Source organism: Haematospirillum sp. H1815, from assembly GCF_012102705.1.
Lineage (GTDB): Bacteria > Pseudomonadota > Alphaproteobacteria > Rhodospirillales > Rhodospirillaceae > Haematospirillum.
In genome coordinates this window covers 122,968-142,131 of record NZ_JAAVTA010000006.1, presented here as the reverse complement: position 1 = coordinate 142,131, position 19,164 = coordinate 122,968, and the positions used below count along the sequence as shown (strand labels likewise).

The following is a 19,164-nucleotide window of genomic DNA, read 5'->3' as shown; positions in this document are numbered from 1 at the left end:
CGTCCACGCTGACCACCAGGAACCATTCCACCCCGGGGAGGTCACTGACCGGAACAAACGTCATCAGCTCCGTGTGGCCACCATCGGAAGCCGTCACCACCTCCCGCGTGATGGTGGGCGTCTGGGCTGGGTAAACGTCAGCCATCTTCTTGGTGACCACATCGGGATCGGGGTGGATCAGGATGGTGCCGGCCTTGTCGACCAGAAACGCACGCCCCATCCCGCCAAAGGTAATTTCCCCGATCATGCGGGCAAGGTTACCGACCAAGAAGTCACTCCCCACAACCCCGACCAGGGCACCATTCTGATAAATAGGAACGGCGATGGTAATATTCAGGTCCGGTGTAGATGCCGACTTGTAGGGAGGCGTAATCACGGGCCCCTTTGCCGCTTCAGCCTGTTTGTACCAGGGACGCTTGCGCGGATCATACCCAGCAGGAAGACTGGTGGCTGGGGGCTGCTGAGTAAAAATGCCGTTGATATCGCCCAGATAGGAAGCGTGAAAACTTTTCATCAGCGTCTCCCGACCCAGCTCGGTGCTTACGGCGGCAGGGCTGGCATCGGTACGGGCAATTCCATCTGCAGCCAACCGGGTCAACAGCAGCCGCGCTGTGAGCCAGTTGCTGATATTCTCGGCAGTAATATCACCCATATGGTGCAGATCGGATTCTATGCCCTTGCGAATTGCCGAGCGCTGATAGAAATCACTGTACAGGGAATACGCCACAAAGACCGCAATGACCGTGCCGATAGCAATCGACAGGATCTTGCTCATCATGCTCTTGGTAGCAGATGCAGCCGGGGCCTTCTCGCCCGCCTCGTCGGGTCTGATATCCTGATCGGCCTGCATTCCTGTTCTCCTGTCCTGACATGACACCCGCACGAACGGGAGCGGGAAGCAAAAAACGCCCGCAAAGCCAGTTTGCCCACGCCATCCCCGGAAGAAGACCACAGATCCGGACAAGGCGGAATAGTATCAATTCCCTACCACAGACCCTGATCGTAACACTGCCTCTGCCCCGTGGACACACAGGAGAGAATAGTCGTGTCCACCTGTTCTTACTGTTTGTGCCGTAAAAGATTGCAGGGCCGGGCCATTGGCCGCAAAGGGGGTTCCCGTATGTCCGCAACGGCAAGACCCGGTGTATGGCTCAGCCTGATCCCGGAATTGTGATAGACAGATGGCCGGCAAGACAAGCCCCCAGAACAAGCCATCCGAATTCCCGGTTTGACTGGAACACAGCCAGACAACCTGACGGATCATCAATGTCGAGTTTATGAACCTGACGCGCCGCGTGCCACAGGGCCGGAACAAGACAAGGGTAGAACAGCCATGATACCCCGGCAAGGGCGGCAGAAAGGGTGAAAAGGAACAGCGCCATACCATAGAACACGGCAACGGCCGGCTTTGTCCTTTCCCCCAACGCAAGCGCCGAGGAGCCGATTCCGACCATACGATCATCATCCCGGTCCTGGTGGGCATAGATTGTGTCATACCCCAGAACCCAGAAGAAGGCACCACCATACAGGGCAAGCATGGACCACCCCGGGACACCGGTCACCGCAGTCCACCCGAGAAGCGCACCCCAGCTGAACGTCAGGCCCAGCCATACCTGTGGCCACATGGTCAGGCGCTTCATCAACGGGTAGATCAGGAACATAGGCACCGACGCCAGACCCAGAAGAATCGTGGCCGTGTTGAAGGACACAAGAATCAACAGGCCGGCCAGCATGACCAGTCCGATCAGGATCAACGCAGCCCGCACGGAAACAGCACCGGACGCCAAGGGACGGGAGCGGGTACGCTCCACCAGGCGATCAATGTCGCGGTCGAGAACATCGTTGATCGCACACCCTGCACCACGCATCAAAACGGCCCCCACCCAGAACAGCAGCGCTGAAGGGATACAGTCCTGCAAGCGGACATCCACCGCGACAGCCCCCAGAACCAGGGACCACCAGCAGGGAAACAGCAAGAGCCAGCTGCCAACCGGACGATCCAGCCGCAACAGCTTCAGGAACGGACGCAGGGATACCGGAACCGCGCGGTCTATCCACCCGTTGACCGGCATATCGCCAGCCATATGTCGTGCATTGCTCATGGTGCCTGTTTAACAATGAAACAGCAGAACAACAATTGCTTGATGCATCTTCCCGGTTCGTGCCACTGAATGGTCTTCCTTCACGGGATGATATGTCCCGCCTGTTCCAACCGGAGATCCCATGTCCGCACGTGTGCTGTGCCGCCTGTTTGTTTCTGCCCGTCTGGCGGAGAATGCGCCTGTCCTGGCTGATGCCGGACAAGCCCGTTATCTGGGGTCGGTCCTGAGGGCCCGCCCGGCGGACAGGGTGTGTCTGTTCAACGGGCAGGATGGAGACTGGCTGGCCGATATTGTGCACCTTGATCGTCAGCGCGTGGAATTACGCGCCCTGTCCTGCCTGCGCCCACAGCCGGACACCGGTATCCCGGACGTCTGGCTGCTGTTTGCACCGGTCAAGAAAGACGGAACGGACATGATTGTCCAGAAAGCAACAGAGCTGGGTGCATCGGTCCTGTGGCCCGTCCTGACCTGCCGCACCAACAGCCAGCGCGTCAATGTCGAGCGTCTGCGGGCAACCGCGATCGAAGCGGCCGAGCAATGCGAGCGCAGCACCGTTCCCGACATGCGTATGCCGGAACGGCTGGAGCCTCTTCTGGCGGGATGGGAGCACACACGGACCCTGTATGTTGCCGACGAAACCGGACGCGGGGACCCTGTTGCCACAGTCCTGGCAAGGGAGGCATCCGGGCCGGCGGCCTTTCTGACCGGCCCCGAGGGTGGCTTTGACCCCCGGGAAACAGAGTTGCTGCACCAGGCACCCTTCGTCCGCCCCGTCAGCCTTGGCCCACGCATCCTGCGAGCTGAAACAGCGGCCATGGCAAGCCTGACCTGCTGGCAAGCAATAAACGGGGATTGGTCCCACCCCTTGATACGACCATACTGATATCATGATTACACTGATAAAGTGCCCGCTACATTCCAGGACTCCGGAGACTGTTTTTCATGCCTATGTCTGATTCTGCCACCCCTACACCCATGTTGAGCCGGGATGATCTTGTACGCTATCTGGAAAGCGGAAGCCGCCCCGCACAGGAATGGAAGATCGGAACCGAGCATGAAAAGCACGCCTTCCGACGGGATACCCATGCGCCGCTGTCCTATGATGAACACGGCGGAATCCGCGATATTCTGAAAGGGCTGGAACAGTTTGAATGGAAACCGGTCAGGGAGGGAGAGCATGTCATTGCTATGACCCGTGCAGACGGGGCCTCCATTTCCCTGGAACCGGGCGGACAGCTGGAACTGTCGGGCGCCCAACTGGAAACCCTGCACCAGACCTGCGCGGAAATTGGCACGCACCGGCAACAGATGCGGGCCGTATGCTCGGAGTTGGGGGCAGGCCTGCTGGCTCTTGGATTCCACCCGACAGCCCGCAGGGATGACATTCACTGGATGCCAAAGGGGCGGTACCGCATCATGCGGGCCTATATGCCCAAACGGGGATCCCTGGGCCTGGACATGATGCTGAGAACCTGCACCGTCCAGGTCAACCTGGACCATGGTTCCGAAGCCGACATGGTGGCCAAGATGCGGGTTGCCACCGCCCTGCAGCCTTTGGCCACTGCCCTGTGGGCCAACAGCCCGTTCACCGAGGGAAAACCCAACGGCTTCCTGAGCTGGAGGGCACATGTATGGACCGATACGGATCCCGACCGCTGCGGTATGCCGGAGCTGGTGTTCGAGGACGGCTTCAGCTTTGAACGCTGGGCTGATTACCTGCTTGATGTGCCTATGTATTTTGTCTACCGCAAGGGCCAATACATTGATGCGTCGGGGCAATCCTTCCGTGACTTCATGGCCGGGCGCTTGCCGGCCCTGCCGGGAGAATATCCGACAGAATCAGACTGGGCAGACCATATGTCTACAGCCTTCCCCGATGTCCGCCTGAAAAAGTACATTGAAATGCGTGGAGCGGATGTTGGCCCGTGGGAACGTCTGTGCGCCCTGCCCGCATTCTGGACCGGCCTGCTGTATGACAGCGACAGCCTGACTGCTGCCCTGGATCTGATACGCCCCTGGACCGCAGAGGACCGGCGGCGTCTTCTGGCCGATGTCCCGCGCCAGGCTCTGAAGGCAAGGGTTGGTGGGCAGTCCCTGCAAGAAATTGCGCGGATCGTTCTGGATATCGCCCACAATGGGTTGAAGCGACGGAATCGCATGAACCAGAAGGGACAGGATGAGACAGGTTTCCTGGATCCCCTGCTTGCCATTGCCGAAAGCGGACAAACACCGGCCGAACGCCTGCTGGAGCGTTATGCCAGGAATCCCGGGGCAGGCGTGGGCTGGATGTTTGAAGACAGCGGCTGTTGATGGCATTTCCGACACACTGGCCACAGAACGACACGGATAGCGGACAGCCCCGGCCAAACGGGCTATGATGTCCGGTGAGAGGGGCTCTGTTCTGTCGCCGTGGGGGAGTGGGAATGCCTGCCGTCCTGAAGATCCATGCCCGACTGATGGTCGGGTTTGCTGTTGTGCTGGTCCTGTTTGTGGTTGTGGCCGCAGGGTCAGTGTGGATGTTCAAGGATGTAGGGCGCCACGTTACAATTATATCCGGTGCCTCAACCAAGGCGGTGGCCGCTGTGGCCCTGGACCGCCAGATCATGGCCTTCGACAACCTGGTCACATCCTACTCCCGCTATCCGGATGAGAAAGGTCGGGCCGAAATCCTGTCCCAGAACAGTGTCCTGGACCAGAAGGTGGCCGAGCTGTGGATACAGGCCGAGAAAACCCCCGCAGCCGGTGCCGTGGATGAGCTTGCGACAACACTGCAAGCCTATCGTGCCGTTCTGACACCTGCCCTCGATCTGGTGCTGCGGCGGGTAACACTGATCGCCGGCACACTGACCCCCCTGTCCGAGCAAATTCTCCAACAGGCACGGGATGTCCGCACCCGCGCTGCCCGCCGTGGAGATACCACAACCGTCGAACTTGCCGGCCGCATGGCCGAACACGTCCTTCTTGCCCGGCAGGCTGTGGATGACTATCTTCTGACACGCAATGTGGAACGCTTTGGAACAGCATGGGAACAGCTGTTCGTGATCGAGGAGGTCATGGCCGCCATTCCCGAGGCACGAACCGCAGCGAATAAACCCTATGAACAATACCAGGACAGCCTGAACGAGCTGTCCGGCGTGGTCAGCGAGCTTCTGGTTCTGGAAGAGCAGCTTCACACAATCGGGGAGGCCATCACCTCCTCCACCGAACGGATCAAGGAGCTGTCCCTGCAGGAAGAAAAACGTATCCAGGAGGATACGCAAGCTTCGATCACAAACAGCCTGAACGGTGCCAGTATCTTTGTCACCGGACTTACCCTGGCAAGCCTTGTCGTTGGAATCGGGGCCTCGTTCATGATCGGGCGCAGCATCGCCAATCCCATTCAGGCCATGACACGAACCATGCGCCTTCTGGCCGAAGGCAACAAGGATATCGAGATTCCCGGCATCGACCGGCATGATGAAATTGGTGACATGGCTTCTGCCGTGCAGATCTTTCGTGACAACGCCCGGGAAGTGGAACGGCTGAACCAGGAACGCGCCGCCAGCGCACAGCAGGCCGAAGCCCGGCGCCGGGCCTCCATGCTGGCCTTGGCTGATGACTTGGAACGCAATGTGGCAACGGTTGTGCAAACCATCTCGGATGCAGCCGGCAACATGCATATGGCCGCGGAGGAAATGACCGCCACAGCACGGGATGCCACACATCAGGCCGGGGTTGTACGTGAAACAACGCTGGAAACAGCGACCAATGTGGAAATTGTGGCTTCATCCGCCGAAGAGCTGTCAACATCCATCCGGGAAATCGGACAGCAGGTTGCCCGTTCCACCACCATTGCATCGCAGGCGGTAGAGCAAGCCCAGCATGCCAATGAACAGGTTGTCAGTCTGCTGGACAGCACCGAACGCATTGGCGAGGTTGTGCGGCTGATCAGCGCCATATCAGAGAAAACAAACCTTCTGGCCCTGAATGCCACCATCGAGGCCGCACGGGCCGGGGACATGGGCAAAGGGTTTGCCGTGGTCGCCAACGAGGTCAAGACACTGGCCAACCAGACCGAACGGGCCACAGCCGAAATTGGCCAGCAGATCCGCTCGGTCCAGGGGGCCACCCGGGATGCCGCAAAAGCCATACAGGCGATATCGGACGTTATCCGCCGGATGAGCGAAATCGCATCGGCTATCTCGGCAGCGATCGAAGAACAAGGGGCCGCAACCCACGAAATTGCCCGCAACACCCAGCAGGCATCCCACAGCACAGCCACAGTACGCAACACCATCACGGCAGTAACCGACGCGACCAGCAGTACCGGTGAAGCGGCCAACCGCGTTCTTCAGGACTGCACGGAGCTTGTGGAGCACATGCGCGCCCTGTCGGGCACGGTTACCGCCTTCCTGTCATCGGTACGCAGCGATAATACCGGCGGAGCCTGACAGCAGATCAGGTATTCCACACACGCACCGTATCAATCAGGCGCGTTTTCCCCAGAAAGACAGCAGCAAACAGGCGCAGGAACGGACCGGACTCCCCATCCGGAGGCTGCAAGGTGCGTTCATCACGCACATCCAGGTAATCAAGCGGGCCAAAGCCCGCCTGCTCCAACTGACCTGCCGCAACCTCACAGGCCTGTACCGGATCGGCACCTTCACGGATAGACCGGGCTGCCTCACACAGGACCTCATAAAGGCGGGGCGCTGTTTGGCGTTCAGCCGGGCCAAGATAGGCATTGCGTGAAGACAGAGCCAGACCATCAACATCCCGCACCAGCGGTGCGGCTTCGATCGTGACCGGGATGTCCAGATCCGTCACCATGCGCCGGATAACCTGCAGCTGCTGGAAATCCTTCTCTCCGAACACGGCGACATCGGGCAGACACTGCAACAGCAGCTTGGTCACCACTGTTGCCACGCCGCGAAAATGCCCCGGCCGCCGGTCGCCACACAGGCCGGAAGACACGCCCGACACCTCGACAAAAGTGGAGGCACCCGGGCGGTACATGTCATCAACAGAAGGCATGTACACAACATGCCCACCAGCATCGGCAACCCGCGCACAATCCTGCTCGGGCTGGCGGGGATAACGGGTCAAATCCTCTCCCGGGGCGAACTGGGTTGGATTGACAAAGATCGAAACAACCACCCGGTCCGCCTTGCGCCGGGCCAGCCGAACCAGTTCCATGTGGCCGGCATGCAGGGCACCCATGGTCGGGACCAGCCCCACCCGTAACCCGTCAGCCCGCCAGTTGGCCACCTGTGCACGCAGGTCGGCAACGGTATGCACAATGTTCACCATGGCTTGAACAGTCCCGTCCATTATCATTCCTGCCCACTGCTATCATGATCGTGTGCTTTCCCGGCAACGGCAAAGCAATGTTCCGGCCCCGGGAAGACACGCGCCCGAACATCGGCGGCATACCCGGCAACAGCATCGGACAGCAGGGTCCCAAGCTCGGCATAACGCCGGACAAAACGCGGCGTGAATGTATCAAAAAGCCCCAGCATGTCTTCGGTGACCAAGATCTGGCCATCACAGGCCACCGAAGCCCCGATGCCAATCACAGGAACCGGAACCTGGCCCGCAATAGTCCGTGCCAGAGGCTCCACCGCAGCCTCCAGCACCACAGAAAACGCCCCGGCTTCGGCAACAGCAAGGGCATCATCCTGGATCTGCCGAGCCTCTTCCCCGGTACGCCCCCGGGCGCGAAAGCCGCCCAGCATGTTGCAAGACTGCGGCGTCAGCCCGACGTGCCCCATTACCGGAACGCCCCGTTGAACCAGGAAACGGATAGTCGGTGCCATTTCGGTCCCGCCCTCCAACTTGACAGCAGCCGCGCCGGTCTCGGCCAGAACCCGCGCCGCAGTCCGGAAAGCCTGCTCAGGGCTTTCCTGATAGGTTCCAAAGGGCAGGTCCACAACCACGCAGGCACGGCGTGCCGCACCAGCAACAGCGCGGCCATGGGCAATCATGATATCAAGCGAGACCGGCAAGGTGGTTTCCATGCCATACAGGACCATGCCCACAGAATCGCCGACCAACAAAACATCGACATGGGGGTCCAGGTACCGGGCCATCGGAGCCGTATAGGCTGTCAGGCACACCAAGGGAGTTCCTCCCTTGCGGACCATGACAGCGTGGGGGGTCAAACGCTTGGTATCAGCCTGGACGCTCATCCTTGGCTCCATCACAGGGGCAAACAAAACGGGCCGGAACAAAACAGAGTGCCCGGCCCGGGATACAAGCCCGTTCTAGCGGCTCAGGGAGGAAGAGAAAAGCGAAAACCCCCCGATAACCGCTGTCATAAGGACCACAATCAGCACAAACACCCGCCAGCGGCGATTTGCTCTAGGGCTTGCATGTCCAGGAGGTCAACCTGTGTGTTGCCATTGATAGCGATCAATCCCTCTTTCTTCAGCCCGGTCAGGGTCCGGCTGACGGTTTCGATGGTCAGCCCCAGATAATCAGCAATATCCAGACGGCTCATGGGGACAGACAACGGCGACGCTACATCTCCCCTCTGCGTTGCGCGCCGGGACAGCATCAGCAGAAAGTGGCTCACCTTCTCGCGGGCACTCATGCGCCCCAACAACAGCATTTGCTCCTGGGCGAAAGACAATTCCGCAATCATGCGATTCAGAAGGCGCCGCTCCAACTCACGCGAGCCGGCAACGACTGTGTCCAGTGACAGAAGGGAAAAACGGCATAAGGTCACGGGGGACAGGGTTTCCGCCGTATATCCGTACAGCCCATTGTGACCAAAACCGAAAAAGTCACCGGGAAAAAGAAAGCCAACGATCTGCCGTCGCCCGTCGATCATCAGCTTGGACAACTTGACCGCCCCGCTGACCAGCGTGAAAATATGGTCAGTTGGGTCGCCTTCACGGAAGACTGTGGCTTGGGACTCCATTCGCATATCGTGCCGGATTGCCCGCAAAGCCGATGATGTCTGTGCCAGACCGGCACAAAAAGCACGCTCATCCAGGTCACAACAGGCACAGTCCATCCGCGAACCAGCAGGCATAAAGGCAGAAACAAGGGCAGAAACAGACATCACACGGACTCCGAACCACTGGAGCCAGGCCGGTCACGCTGTGGCTCAGGAGCATCCGCAGCCTCATCGTCATCGAAAAGAATACGGCTTGCAGCCCCATCCAGATCATCGAACTGACCGGAACGCATCGACCACAGGAATGCACCCAGCCCAAGCAAACCAAGAAACAGGGCAGCGGGGATCAACAGCAAAAGGGAATTCATCGGTCCTGTCCTTCCTGTGGACCGCTACCCTCCCTTTCCTGGCCAATGGGACAGACGAAGGGCATTGGCGATAACCACAACCGAAGACGAGCTCATGGCAACGGCAGCAACCAAGGGTGTCACATACCCGGCAACGGCCAGCGGGATAGTTACCACATTGTAGGCAAATGCAAGCATGAAATTCTGACGTACCAAGGTATCAGCAAAACGCGCAACACGCAAAACCTCGACCACCGGCTCCAGCCGTTCCCCTTGGAAGACAACATCCGCCGCATTCTGGCTGATATCAGCAGCCGAAGACGGAGACAACGACACATCCGCTGCAGCCAATGCCGGAGCATCGTTCAGGCCATCCCCGACCATCATCACGCGCCGTCCCATGGCCGCCAGCTCCTGCAGGCGGGCAACCTTGGCCGCCGGGCTGCAACCGGACTGCCATTGGGTTATCCCCAGAGACCCGGCAACCACGGCAACCGCTTCCGCACGGTCGCCGGACAACAGCTCGATCGCCATTCCCTGTTCCTGCAGGGCAGCAACAACGGCCACCGCATCGGGACGCACCGCATCCGTGAACAGAAAGGGCACCGGGTCAGACCCCGGACATGATAGCCAGAGTTCAGGTCCACCATGGGGGGAACGATTGGCAGACGCATGACAGAATACAGCACTGCCCATGCGGATCTCACCCTCGGCGGTCAGCCGGCGCAACCCGGAACCGGGGATTTCTTCCACCCCGTCCACAAGGGGCCGCATGCAGTGGCGCACAAGGGCCCGGGCCAATGGATGACGGCTGGCGCCAGCCAGGGACGCAGCAATATCCAGGGTTCCGTCAGCCTGCCGGTCTTTCAGGTTTTCAGGCTCAAGGACAGGCTGGCCACAGGTCAGGGTTCCGGTCTTGTCGAAGACCACGGTATCCACATCCACGGCGCGTTCCAGGGCAGTCGGGGATTTCAGCAGGATACCACGCCGTAACAAGCGCCCCGAGGCAATCACCTGCACCACCGGAACCGCCAGGGCCAACGCACAGGGACAGGTGATGATCAACACCGACGCCGCAGTCATCAAACTGTCCTGCCACGGTTGGTCAGACAGGCTCATCCAGCCGATAAAAGTCAGGAGTGCAGCCAGATGCACAACCGGGGCATAAAAACGGGCCACCCGGTCCGCCAACACTACATAGCGCGCGCGCCCCTGCTCTGCCACATCCATCAGCCGTGAAATTTCAGCCAGCAGGGTTCCTTCCCCGACCGCCACGGCCTGTAACCGCAGCGGAGCAGTCAGGTTCAGGGTTCCGGCAAAAACCTGTTCACCGGGGCCAACCGCACAGGGCATGGTTTCCCCGGACAACAGGCTGGTTTCCAATTCCGACTGCCCGGACAGGACAAGGCCATCAACCCCGATCCGCTCTCCCGCAGCCACAAGCACCGTTGATCCCGGTCGCACGGCTTCAGGCAAAACCAAGCTTCGCCGGCCATCCGCGTGTTCCACCGTTACCGGGCGGTTTCCCAGCATGACAAGCTGACCGGCGGCAGAGCGGGCCCGCCCACGGGCACGGCTGTCCAGGTAGCGTCCGACAAGCAGGAAAAACAACAGGGTTACAGCCGCGTCAAAATAGGCATGGGGCCGGCTGTGTGCTGTTTCCCACAGGCTGACGCCAGTTGCCAGCAACACCCCGATCGTAATCGGTACGTCCATGTTGGTGCGCCCGTACCGCAGGGCTGACAGGGCCGAACGCAGAAACGGCCGGATACACCAGACAACTGCCGGAAAGGCAAACAGGGCTGAAAGCCAGTGGAACAGGTCACGGGTCCAGACCCCCATATCCACGCCGGCCCACACCGATACCGAGAACAACATGATATTGGCACTGGCAAAGCCGGAAATAGCAATACCGCGCAGAAGCTCGCGCTCGGCGGTGCTGTATTCCGCCTCGACCCGCCGGGGATCATAGGGCAACAGGCGGTACCCGACCTGACAGACAGGATCCAGAAGAACCGGCGCATCCGCAGCCGCCCCTTTCCAGAGAAGGGTCAAACGGCGGGTTGTCATGTTGACACGGGCCGACACCACACCGGGCTGACGCGTCAAGACCGCTTCGATCAGCCAGACACAGGCCGCGCAGTGTATGCCCTCGACCATCAGGTGCAGAACACACAGACCCTCGGGTGTTGTGCCAACCCATGGCGTACAGTCGGGAAGGCCAGGCGCATCCTGGTCCGGGCGCAGGGGACGAAGATCAGGGTCAATCTGGCGGCGCCTGTAATAGGCTTCAAGCCCCAGACCGGACAGCAGTGCAAAGGCAGCCTCACAGCCGGCGCAGCAAAACGCGGTTCTCCCCTGTGCCACATCCGGAATCGGCTGGCCACAATGCCGACAGGCCGCCGCACCACAGTCCCCGGTCCCGGTCCCGGTAGACAGAAGCAGGGTACTTTCAGGCATGGCAACATCCGTTCCGGAAGCAGACAAACAGGTTTATCTCAGATCAATACGCTCTATCGTGCGCCACTGGACAGAATCACCGCGCCCGGCGCTGACCCGCAGCTCCCACAGGCCCGGAAGGGGAAACGCGATATCGCGGGCATAGGTGCCAGGCCCGGCCGGCGGCAGCTCCACATGACGGTCAAGCCCTTCCTGGGTCGGGCGCCACACAAGGACCGCAACATCCAGACCATCCAGGGGATGCCCCTCTGCACCGGTAAACGTCATCGTGACACGGGCCGTGCGCCCTCCATCGGCAGATCCTGTAGACAGGGGCTGCAGGGACAGGCTTCCATTCCAGCCAAGACGCGCCTGCTCGGCACTGGCGGCAATCTTGTCATTATAGCCGTTGCGACGGTTGGACGGTTCCCGGGTTTCGAACCCGTTGAAGGTCACGGTAGCCAAGGTCAGCAGAATGGCATTCACCACAAAGACCAGACCAAAGCCACCGACAAAAATCCACGGATACCACCAACCCCGGGGTCGGTTCTGCTGAACGGATGGCACACTTCCTCCTGATCATAAACGCGCCGGCATACACAGGGCGGTCAACGCTGCGGCCCGGCAAACAAGGAACCACGGGACGCCGCTTCGCCCGTGTGAAGATTACGCAGGGCAAATGTAACATCGGTCGCCTTGCCCTCAAGAGCCTTTTGCGGGGCCGTGGCATAAACACGGAACGTTGCCACACTGTTGGGTTCAACCTCCAACTGAAGCTCCCCGGCCTCAATGTCGGAGCCAACAACCTTCAGGGTCCCACCCTCAACGCCGCGAAGGGACACCGCGTACGTGTTCTTCTCGGGCCTCTTGTTCAGGATCTTGAGCGTATAGCCATTGCGTATGCTCCCGTCCGTCAGAGTTACGAACAACGGGCTGCGTTCATGCAGAACCGTTACGTCCAGACGTGAACGGGTTGATATGCCCAGGATCATGACCAGAACCAGCACCGTTATCAAAACAGCATAGATGATAGTGCGCGGGCGAACCAGACGGTGTTTTATTGGCTCACCACGAGCACGGGCCAGCTGGCGATTGGTACTGTCGTAGGTGATCAGCCAGCGCGGCAGGTCAAGGCGGTCCATCATGGAGTTACAGGCATCAACACAGAGACCGCAGCCAATACAGGCAAGCTGGCTGCCATTGCGGATGTCTATGCCGGTTGGGCAGACCTGAACGCACAAGGTACAATCCACACAGTGCCCGCGATTTTCAAACGATGTCCCCTTCTTGGCAAATCCACGGGGCTCACCACGCCATTTTTCGTAGGTCACGATCAGGCTGTCTTCGTCAAACATGGATGCCTGGAAGCGGGGCCACGGGCACATGTAGATGCACACCTGCTCCCGCGCCCAGCCAGCCAGCAGGAAACAGAAGCCCGCCACAATCCCCACCGACAGGTAAACACCCCAGCCAGCATCACCGGTCAGAAAGGTTGTTGCCAGTGTCGGAACATCGTTGAAATAAGCGGCCCAACCAAAACCCGTTGCGACCGATATAAGCGCCCAGATTGTGACCTTGATAGTCTTGCGGGTAAATTTTCCGACGGTCATAGGACCACGGTCCAGCTTGATCCTGGCGTTACGGTCCCCTTCCAGCCAGCGCTCGACCATGACAAAGATATCGGTGAACACGGTCTGGATGCAGGCAAAGCCACACCACACCCGCCCCAACAAAGCCGTCGCAAAGAACAACCCCAAGGCCCCAAGAACCAGAAGACCGGTCAGATAGTAGATTTCCTGGGGCCATATTTCCAGCCACAGCAAATAGGCCCGCCGCCCTTCCAGATCCAGAAGAATAGCCTGATCCGGCGCATTGGGACCACGATCCCACCGTAACCAGGGGGTCAGGAAGTAAATGAGCATGAAAGCAACATTGGCCCAGTTCTTGATGCTCCGGAATAATCCCGGCATATGCTTGGGCTGGACCTTTACATGCTCCGCGTACAGGGACACTTTCTCCAGTTTCCCTGTCTTCTCCGTGCGTCCGGATCCGGAAGCATCTGTCTCTTTCTCATTCAATGTCATTGCGTTGCCCAGATTCCTTCAGGCATGAACTCACGTTACAGACTCGGGGCGGGAATCCGGGCCCGGCAGCACACGCGCAACGCAGGATGAAACCCGCATCGCCCGTATGGCCGCCTGTCCTGCCCAAGAACTGACATTCCCGCATAAATCATAGGCCCGTAAGGACATTTACCAAAGTTTTACACAAACGACCCATGGCTGACCTGCCACACAACCGCCCGGATGCTGTAAAAGGGCCACCTGCGGATGCAGGCAGCCCCTTGGTCAACAACTCCCCCGAAAAAAGGTACAACCTACTGGCCGCCCCCCAGAGAGTGAACGTACACGGTCAGCATCTTGATATCCTCGTCCTTCAGACGGCCGGACCAAGCTGGCATAACACCATGCTTTGGCTTGGCAATCTGGGCCTGGAGGCGCTCCATGGTCATTTCCTTGCCCGGCCCGGCATACAACCAGACACGGTTGCCCAGCGGGGGAGCTCCCATCGCCGGATTCCCATCAGATACAGGGTTGGCACCATCAGACGAATGGCAGGCCGCACAGTTCTCGGTATAGATTGTCTGTCCCGGACCGGCGACTACCTTGCCATTGGACATATCCTTCACGTACGCAGCAACCTGCTTGATTTCATCCGTTGACAGGATGTCGCCAAAAGCCAGCATCTGCGACTGCCGGGTCTCGGGGTCACGGTCATAGCGGATCCCGTGCAGCAAGGTCTGCTGGATATCCGCCAGGGTGCCCCCCCAGATCCACTCATCATCAGCCAGGGTTGGATACCCGACAGCACCAGCCCCACCGGATTGATGGCAGCCGGCGCAGTTATCCTTGAATAACACGCCACCACCGGCAATAGCATAGGCACGAAGCGGCGGGTTGGCGTAAATCTCATCAACCGAACCCGCGGCAATTGCCGAACGTTCTTTCTGATGGGCAGCGTGGGCCGCAATCAGGTCCGCTTCCACTTCACGACGGGAACTGTATTCCCAGATACCGGGCAGGAAATCCTTCCCGACCGGAAACGAGGGATAAACAATCCAGTACCCAACCGCCCAGATAACCGTAGTGTAGAACACATACATCCACCATCTCGGGAGAGGTGTATTCAGTTCCGCGATTCCATCCCACTCATGGCCTGTTGTGTAAAGGCCCGAAATCGGGTCTTTCTCAGGGGCGCCCGCCATTGGTCCACTCCTTGTCCTCATCATCCCGCAGGGGGATCATCGCATTACTGTCAAACCGGTCCCGGTTACGCGGCCAATAGGCATAGGCAACGATTCCCATAAAGAAAACCATCAGCCACACCCCCCAAAACTGCCGGGCAAAGACGGCAATATCCTGCAGCGTTTCCATACAGATCCCCTAGCGGTAGATATTCGCGTCCGCCTTGCGGGCAGGATCGAACTGGGTAAAATCAACCATGGTGCCCAAAACCTGAAGATAGGCAATCAGGGCATCGGCTTTGGTCAGACGGGTTGGATCCCCGTCAAAATCGCCGGTCACAGCCTTGGGATAACGCGCCAGAAGCCCTTCATGGTCGGCATCCGGGTCAGCCTGGGCCCGGAAATCCTCCACTGCCTTGGCAAGGTCATCTTCGGTATAAGGAACACCAACAATCCGCAGGGTCTTCAGGTGCGCCGCCGCATCATCAAACGTCAGGCTCTGGCGTGCCAGATGCGGATAACCGGGCATGATCGATTCCGGCACAACATCACGCGGGTTGACCAAGTGACGCAGGTGCCACTCGTTTGAATACTTTCCACCCAGGCGGGCCAGATCAGGCCCTGTACGCTTGGACCCCCACTGGAATGGATGGTCATACTGGGACTCCGCGGCCAGGGAATAATGGCCGTAACGCTCTACCTCGTCACGGAAGGGGCGTACCTGCTGCGTATGGCAGTTATAGCACCCTTCACTCATGTAGATGTTGCGACCCGCAAGTTCCAGCGGTGAGTAGGGACGAACCCCCTGCACCTTCTCGATGGTGGATTCCACGGAAAACAGGGGCACAACCTCGACCAGACCACCGATGATAACCGTCAGGAAGGTGCCGACCAAAAGAACAAGGACGTTTTTCTCGACCTTGCCGTGATGCTTGACAAGACTCATTTCTCTTTCCCCCTGTCTCAACGCCGCACAGGGCTTGGCGCCGGAGACAGTTCCGGCATTTCATAAGGGGTTTCCTCGCGGATATCACCCTTGATGGTCCGATACATGTTCCAGGCCATGATCAGGGAACCAATGACGAACAACAGGCCACCGGTTGCACGGATCACATAGTAGGGATGCATCGCCTCCACAGTCTCGACAAAGGAGTACTGCAGGAAGCCAAGTTCATTGTAGGCACGCCACATCAGGCCCTGCATGATCCCGGAGACCCACATGGCAGAGATGTAGAGCACAATACCAATCGTGGCGATCCAGAAGTGGTAGGAAACCAGACGCATGCTGTAAAGCGACTTGCGCCCCCACAAGACAGGGATCAGGTAGTACATGGCCCCAAAGGAGACAAACGCCACCCATCCCAATGCCCCGGAATGAACGTGGCCAACCGTCCAGTCGGTAAAGTGTGACAGCGAGTTCACAGCCTTGATGGACATCATCGGTCCTTCAAAGGTTGACATGCCATAAAACGCCACCGACGTAACAAGGAAACGCATGACCGGGTCGGTCCGCAGTTTGTCCCACGCACCGGACAGGGTCATCATGCCGTTGATCATCCCCCCCCACGAAGGCATCCACAGGATAACCGACATGGTCATGCCCAGGGTCTGGGTCCAGTCCGGCAGGGATGTGTAATGGAGGTGATGCGGGCCGGCCCAGATGTACAGAAAGATCAGGGCCCAGAAGTGCACAATCGACAGACGATAGGAATAGACCGGGCGCCCGGCACGCTTGGGCATGAAGTAATACATCATTCCCAAAAAGCCGGCTGTCAGGAAGAAACCAACCGCGTTGTGACCATACCACCACTGGATCATGGCCGATTGCACACCGGCGTACAGGGAATAGGACTTCATACCAAGGAATGAAACCGGCACGGCCAGTCCATTCCCGAGATGCAGCATGGCCACAACGACGATGAAAGCCAGCAGGAACCAGTTGGCAACATAGATGTGCTCTTCCTGGCGCCGGATGACGGTTCCGAGGAAGGCCGCCAGATACACCACCCACACAACGGTCAGAAACAGGTCAATAGGCCACTCAGGCTCGGCATACTCCTGACTCTGGGTATAGCCAAACACATAGGACAGGGCTGCCATCACAATAAAGGCTTGATAGCCCCAGAAAATGATGTTGCCCGTGACGTTCCCGCCCCAAAGCCCGGCGCGGCAGGTTCTCTGGACGATGTAAAGGGAACTGCCGATCAGGATATTTCCACCAAAGGCAAAAATAACAGCCGACGTATGAACCGGGCGCAGGCGACCGAACGTCGTCCACTCCAGATCCAGATTCAGTAATGGATACGCCAGCTGCCAGGCAATAAAATCACCGGCACAAAAGCCGACAACACCCCAGAACATCGCCGCGACGACGAACTTGCGGATAACATCCATATTATAGGCGGTGGCTGCCGCCGGAGCGCTGTGCGCCGTGGTCGCCTGGGTCATGACCCCTCCTGTACCGACCAAAACAAATATCCTGTGCAAAACGTCAGATATCTGACGAAAACCCGTAACCCCGACAACACCACGCGGAAGCGCGGCATACTCTCCGCCAAGGCATACGCACACCATACCTCCCCGTTATCCAGACCCGGTACTCCGCCATCCTGGTACGTAATCTCGCCACAAACACGACACATACGGGAAGGCTGCAGGAAGCCTGCAAAAGATGTACACATTCCACCGGACAAAATACGGGCGCGCACTATGCCCCGGACACCGGGGCTCCCCATTGATCTATATCAATTCATCAGGAATCTCAATTTTATCCTGTATGCCGGCATGGGCATTGTGCCCACTGGACAAGCTTGCGGCTGCACTACCCTGCACGGAAACCTTCCGCACCTCACCCGCATAACGTCACGTCAAATAATCATACCGCGCCGTGAAATGAACCCGACTCCAGGAACTGGAACGTCAAGAGGCCAAGCCGGAGTCCCCATCACGCAAAGGAGACAAATTCAGGCCACAGCTTGCCCTTATGCAAAAAACAGAACCTTGCGCTACCGGCATTGACTTTTACCCCGGTGTCCCGCTATACAGCCGCTTCTGTTTTGACATTCGGCCCCTGCAGGCCGTTCGCTGTTTGCTGCCGTAAAAAGGCAAAACATCCCGCGATTACACTGATTGACCGGAGTTTTTGTACCGTGAAGCGCACTTATCAACCCAGCAAACTGGTTCGCAAGCGCCGTCATGGCTTCCGCACCCGCATGGCAACCGTTGGCGGACGCAGGATTCTGTCTGCCCGTCGCGCCAAGGGCCGCAAGCGTCTGAGCGCCTGATCTACGGGGCGCCTGGCTCGTGCGGGCAGCAGCTGACACCTCTGTGGTGGTTAACCGCCTCAAGCGGAGACGCGATTTCCTGCGAGTCGCTGCTGAACGGCGCAAATGGGCTATGCCTGGCCTGATTGTTCAAGCTGCTGCCATGTCGGACAGGGAAAAAGAGGAAGCCGTGCGGCACTCTTCGTGCCCTTCGGGCTTTTTCCTGGATCCGGCAGCGAGTGCCACCGAAGGCATGGAAAGCGGTCATACGAACACACAGCTCGGCGCAAGCAAGACATCCTTGGTCCGTGTAGGCTTCACCGTATCCAAGAAAGTTGGAAACGCTGTAGCCCGGAACCGTGCTAGGCGACGTCTTCGCGCTGTTGTGGATCGTATCATGGCTGAACATGTCGAGCCATGGACAGACTACGTTATTATAGGGCGAGGAGCGACGGTTGACCGTCACTTTGATCTTCTGGTCGCGGACTTGAAGACAACCTTGGCCCGTGTAGCCAAGATGGCCCCGGGGAGTGCAGCACCCATGCCCCCGCGCAAGGGCGGTCGAAAGAAGCAAACCCGCACAGAAAAAGCGCCCGCCTCTAGTTCCGACAAAGCGGCAACGTAATGAGTGTTGCCTGCATCCTGAGGGGACTGATACGGGCCTATCGGCTTGGCATCTCCCCGTTTCTGCCCCCGACATGCCGCTACCTGCCAACCTGCTCTGCGTATGCGTACGAAGCCATAGCACGGTTCGGTGCCATACGGGGCAGCTGGATGGCCCTGAAACGCATCCTGCGCTGCCACCCGCTGGGGGGAAGCGGATACGACCCCGTACCAGAGACTCTGGACACACCGCCCAAGTGCGGCCATCTTCACCGCCACTGAATTT

At 59.0% G+C, this 19,164-nt stretch carries 19 protein-coding genes; 6 read left to right on the top strand and 13 right to left on the bottom strand.

Annotated features, from left to right (window positions below):
- Both HEQ60_RS06855 and ubiA read right to left on the bottom strand, forming a co-directional pair.
- Nucleotides 1-850, bottom strand: an 850-nt coding sequence (locus HEQ60_RS06855; protein ID WP_209315451.1) for a cache domain-containing protein, incomplete at its 3' end; no start/stop codon positions are given.
- Between the two features lie 301 nt (nt 851-1,151).
- The gene (gene ubiA / locus HEQ60_RS06850; protein ID WP_168070871.1) at nt 1,152-2,102 is read right to left on the bottom strand and encodes a 4-hydroxybenzoate octaprenyltransferase; all 951 of its coding nucleotides are present in this window, start codon (nt 2,100-2,102) and stop codon (nt 1,152-1,154) included.
- A 121-nt stretch (nt 2,103-2,223) separates the two neighbouring features.
- Here ubiA and HEQ60_RS06845 point away from each other — a divergent pair, with 121 nt between their 5' ends.
- From HEQ60_RS06845 to HEQ60_RS06835, 3 genes are all read left to right on the top strand, one after another.
- Complete coding sequence (locus HEQ60_RS06845) at nt 2,224-2,985, top strand: 16S rRNA (uracil(1498)-N(3))-methyltransferase (RefSeq protein ID WP_168070869.1); 762 nt, start codon at nt 2,224-2,226, stop codon at nt 2,983-2,985.
- 65 nt (nt 2,986-3,050) lie between these two features.
- Complete coding sequence (locus HEQ60_RS06840; RefSeq protein ID WP_168070890.1) at nt 3,051-4,412, top strand: glutamate--cysteine ligase; 1,362 nt, start codon at nt 3,051-3,053, stop codon at nt 4,410-4,412.
- 113 nt (nt 4,413-4,525) lie between these two features.
- Nucleotides 4,526-6,532: a methyl-accepting chemotaxis protein gene (locus HEQ60_RS06835; RefSeq protein WP_168070867.1), complete on the top strand. Its 2,007-nt coding sequence runs from the start codon at nt 4,526-4,528 to the stop codon at nt 6,530-6,532.
- A gap of 7 nt (nt 6,533-6,539) precedes the next feature.
- Here the strand turns inward: HEQ60_RS06835 and panC are convergent, their stop codons facing one another.
- The 11 genes from panC to ccoN all read right to left on the bottom strand — a co-directional run bounded on the left by panC (nt 6,540) and on the right by ccoN (nt 17,460).
- Nucleotides 6,540-7,412, bottom strand: a complete 873-nt coding sequence (gene panC / locus HEQ60_RS06830) for a pantoate--beta-alanine ligase (RefSeq protein WP_416046638.1) — start codon at nt 7,410-7,412, stop codon at nt 6,540-6,542.
- 2 nt (nt 7,413-7,414) lie between these two features.
- Nucleotides 7,415-8,269, bottom strand: coding sequence for a 3-methyl-2-oxobutanoate hydroxymethyltransferase (panB, locus tag HEQ60_RS06825; RefSeq protein ID WP_168070863.1), 855 nt, complete (start codon nt 8,267-8,269; stop codon nt 7,415-7,417).
- Nucleotides 8,270-8,409: 140 nt separating this feature from the next.
- A complete protein-coding gene (locus tag HEQ60_RS06820; RefSeq protein ID WP_168070861.1) occupies nt 8,410-9,147 on the bottom strand; it encodes a helix-turn-helix domain-containing protein in 738 nt (245 codons plus the stop codon).
- Nucleotides 9,147-9,350: a cbb3-type cytochrome oxidase assembly protein CcoS gene (gene ccoS, locus HEQ60_RS06815; RefSeq protein WP_168070859.1), complete on the bottom strand. Its 204-nt coding sequence runs from the start codon at nt 9,348-9,350 to the stop codon at nt 9,147-9,149. The genes HEQ60_RS06820 and ccoS overlap by 1 nt, the downstream gene beginning before the upstream one ends.
- A 24-nt stretch (nt 9,351-9,374) precedes the next feature.
- Nucleotides 9,375-11,789 carry a heavy metal translocating P-type ATPase metal-binding domain-containing protein gene (locus HEQ60_RS06810; RefSeq protein WP_168070857.1) on the bottom strand — a complete coding sequence of 805 codons (2,415 nt, stop codon included), beginning with the start codon at nt 11,787-11,789 and terminating at the stop codon, nt 9,375-9,377.
- 33 nt (nt 11,790-11,822) lie between these two features.
- Nucleotides 11,823-12,335 (bottom strand): FixH family protein, encoded by a 513-nt coding sequence (locus HEQ60_RS06805; RefSeq protein ID WP_168070855.1) that lies wholly within the window; start codon nt 12,333-12,335, stop codon nt 11,823-11,825.
- A gap of 41 nt (nt 12,336-12,376) precedes the next feature.
- Nucleotides 12,377-13,852 carry a cytochrome c oxidase accessory protein CcoG gene (gene ccoG / locus HEQ60_RS06800; RefSeq protein ID WP_168070853.1) on the bottom strand — a complete coding sequence of 492 codons (1,476 nt, stop codon included), beginning with the start codon at nt 13,850-13,852 and terminating at the stop codon, nt 12,377-12,379.
- A gap of 293 nt (nt 13,853-14,145) precedes the next feature.
- Nucleotides 14,146-15,033 carry a cytochrome-c oxidase, cbb3-type subunit III gene (gene ccoP, locus HEQ60_RS06795; protein WP_168070851.1) on the bottom strand — a complete coding sequence of 296 codons (888 nt, stop codon included), beginning with the start codon at nt 15,031-15,033 and terminating at the stop codon, nt 14,146-14,148.
- Complete coding sequence (locus HEQ60_RS06790; RefSeq protein WP_168070849.1) at nt 15,017-15,202, bottom strand: cbb3-type cytochrome oxidase subunit 3; 186 nt, start codon at nt 15,200-15,202, stop codon at nt 15,017-15,019. Before HEQ60_RS06790 ends, ccoP begins: the two co-directional genes overlap by 17 nt.
- 9 nt (nt 15,203-15,211) lie before the next feature.
- Nucleotides 15,212-15,958, bottom strand: a complete 747-nt coding sequence (gene ccoO / locus HEQ60_RS06785; RefSeq protein ID WP_168070847.1) for a cytochrome-c oxidase, cbb3-type subunit II — start codon at nt 15,956-15,958, stop codon at nt 15,212-15,214.
- A 17-nt stretch (nt 15,959-15,975) separates the two neighbouring features.
- Nucleotides 15,976-17,460: a cytochrome-c oxidase, cbb3-type subunit I gene (ccoN, locus tag HEQ60_RS06780; RefSeq protein WP_168070845.1), complete on the bottom strand. Its 1,485-nt coding sequence runs from the start codon at nt 17,458-17,460 to the stop codon at nt 15,976-15,978.
- Nucleotides 17,461-18,161: 701 nt separating this feature from the next.
- Between ccoN and rpmH the strand changes: the two genes are divergently transcribed.
- From rpmH to yidD, 3 genes are read left to right on the top strand one after another with little or no spacing between them, the layout of a single operon-like run.
- A complete protein-coding gene (gene rpmH, locus HEQ60_RS06775; RefSeq protein ID WP_066134323.1) occupies nt 18,162-18,296 on the top strand; it encodes a 50S ribosomal protein L34 in 135 nt (44 codons plus the stop codon).
- Nucleotides 18,297-18,315: 19 nt separating this feature from the next.
- Nucleotides 18,316-18,900, top strand: a complete 585-nt coding sequence (rnpA, locus tag HEQ60_RS06770) for a ribonuclease P protein component (protein ID WP_168070843.1) — start codon at nt 18,316-18,318, stop codon at nt 18,898-18,900.
- Complete coding sequence (gene yidD, locus HEQ60_RS06765) at nt 18,900-19,160, top strand: membrane protein insertion efficiency factor YidD (RefSeq protein WP_082811870.1); 261 nt, start codon at nt 18,900-18,902, stop codon at nt 19,158-19,160. The genes rnpA and yidD overlap by 1 nt, the downstream gene beginning before the upstream one ends.
- The last annotated feature ends 4 nt before the right edge of the window (nt 19,161-19,164 follow it).

Excerpts from the sequence above, each read along its gene's own strand:
- HEQ60_RS06840 (WP_168070890.1), top strand. The coding sequence starts at position 3,051 with ATGTCTGATTCTGCCACCCCTACACCCATGTTGAGCCGGGATGATCTT.
- ccoS (WP_168070859.1), bottom strand. The coding sequence starts at position 9,350 with ATGAATTCCCTTTTGCTGTTGATCCCCGCTGCCCTGTTTCTTGGTTTG.
- ccoN (WP_168070845.1), bottom strand. The coding sequence starts at position 17,460 with ATGACCCAGGCGACCACGGCGCACAGCGCTCCGGCGGCAGCCACCGCC.
- panB (WP_168070863.1), bottom strand. The coding sequence starts at position 8,269 with ATGAGCGTCCAGGCTGATACCAAGCGTTTGACCCCCCACGCTGTCATG.
- HEQ60_RS06845 (WP_168070869.1), top strand. The coding sequence starts at position 2,224 with ATGTCCGCACGTGTGCTGTGCCGCCTGTTTGTTTCTGCCCGTCTGGCG.
- HEQ60_RS06820 (WP_168070861.1), bottom strand. The coding sequence starts at position 9,147 with ATGTCTGTTTCTGCCCTTGTTTCTGCCTTTATGCCTGCTGGTTCGCGG.
- yidD (WP_082811870.1), top strand. The coding sequence starts at position 18,900 with ATGAGTGTTGCCTGCATCCTGAGGGGACTGATACGGGCCTATCGGCTT.
- panC (WP_416046638.1), bottom strand. The coding sequence starts at position 7,412 with ATGGACGGGACTGTTCAAGCCATGGTGAACATTGTGCATACCGTTGCC.
- HEQ60_RS06835 (WP_168070867.1), top strand. The coding sequence starts at position 4,526 with ATGCCTGCCGTCCTGAAGATCCATGCCCGACTGATGGTCGGGTTTGCT.
- ccoP (WP_168070851.1), bottom strand. The coding sequence starts at position 15,033 with ATGGCGGGCGCCCCTGAGAAAGACCCGATTTCGGGCCTTTACACAACA.
- ccoO (WP_168070847.1), bottom strand. The coding sequence starts at position 15,958 with ATGAGTCTTGTCAAGCATCACGGCAAGGTCGAGAAAAACGTCCTTGTT.
- ccoG (WP_168070853.1), bottom strand. The coding sequence starts at position 13,852 with ATGACATTGAATGAGAAAGAGACAGATGCTTCCGGATCCGGACGCACG.
- HEQ60_RS06790 (WP_168070849.1), bottom strand. The coding sequence starts at position 15,202 with ATGGAAACGCTGCAGGATATTGCCGTCTTTGCCCGGCAGTTTTGGGGG.
- HEQ60_RS06810 (WP_168070857.1), bottom strand. The coding sequence starts at position 11,789 with ATGCCTGAAAGTACCCTGCTTCTGTCTACCGGGACCGGGACCGGGGAC.
- ubiA (WP_168070871.1), bottom strand. The coding sequence starts at position 2,102 with ATGAGCAATGCACGACATATGGCTGGCGATATGCCGGTCAACGGGTGG.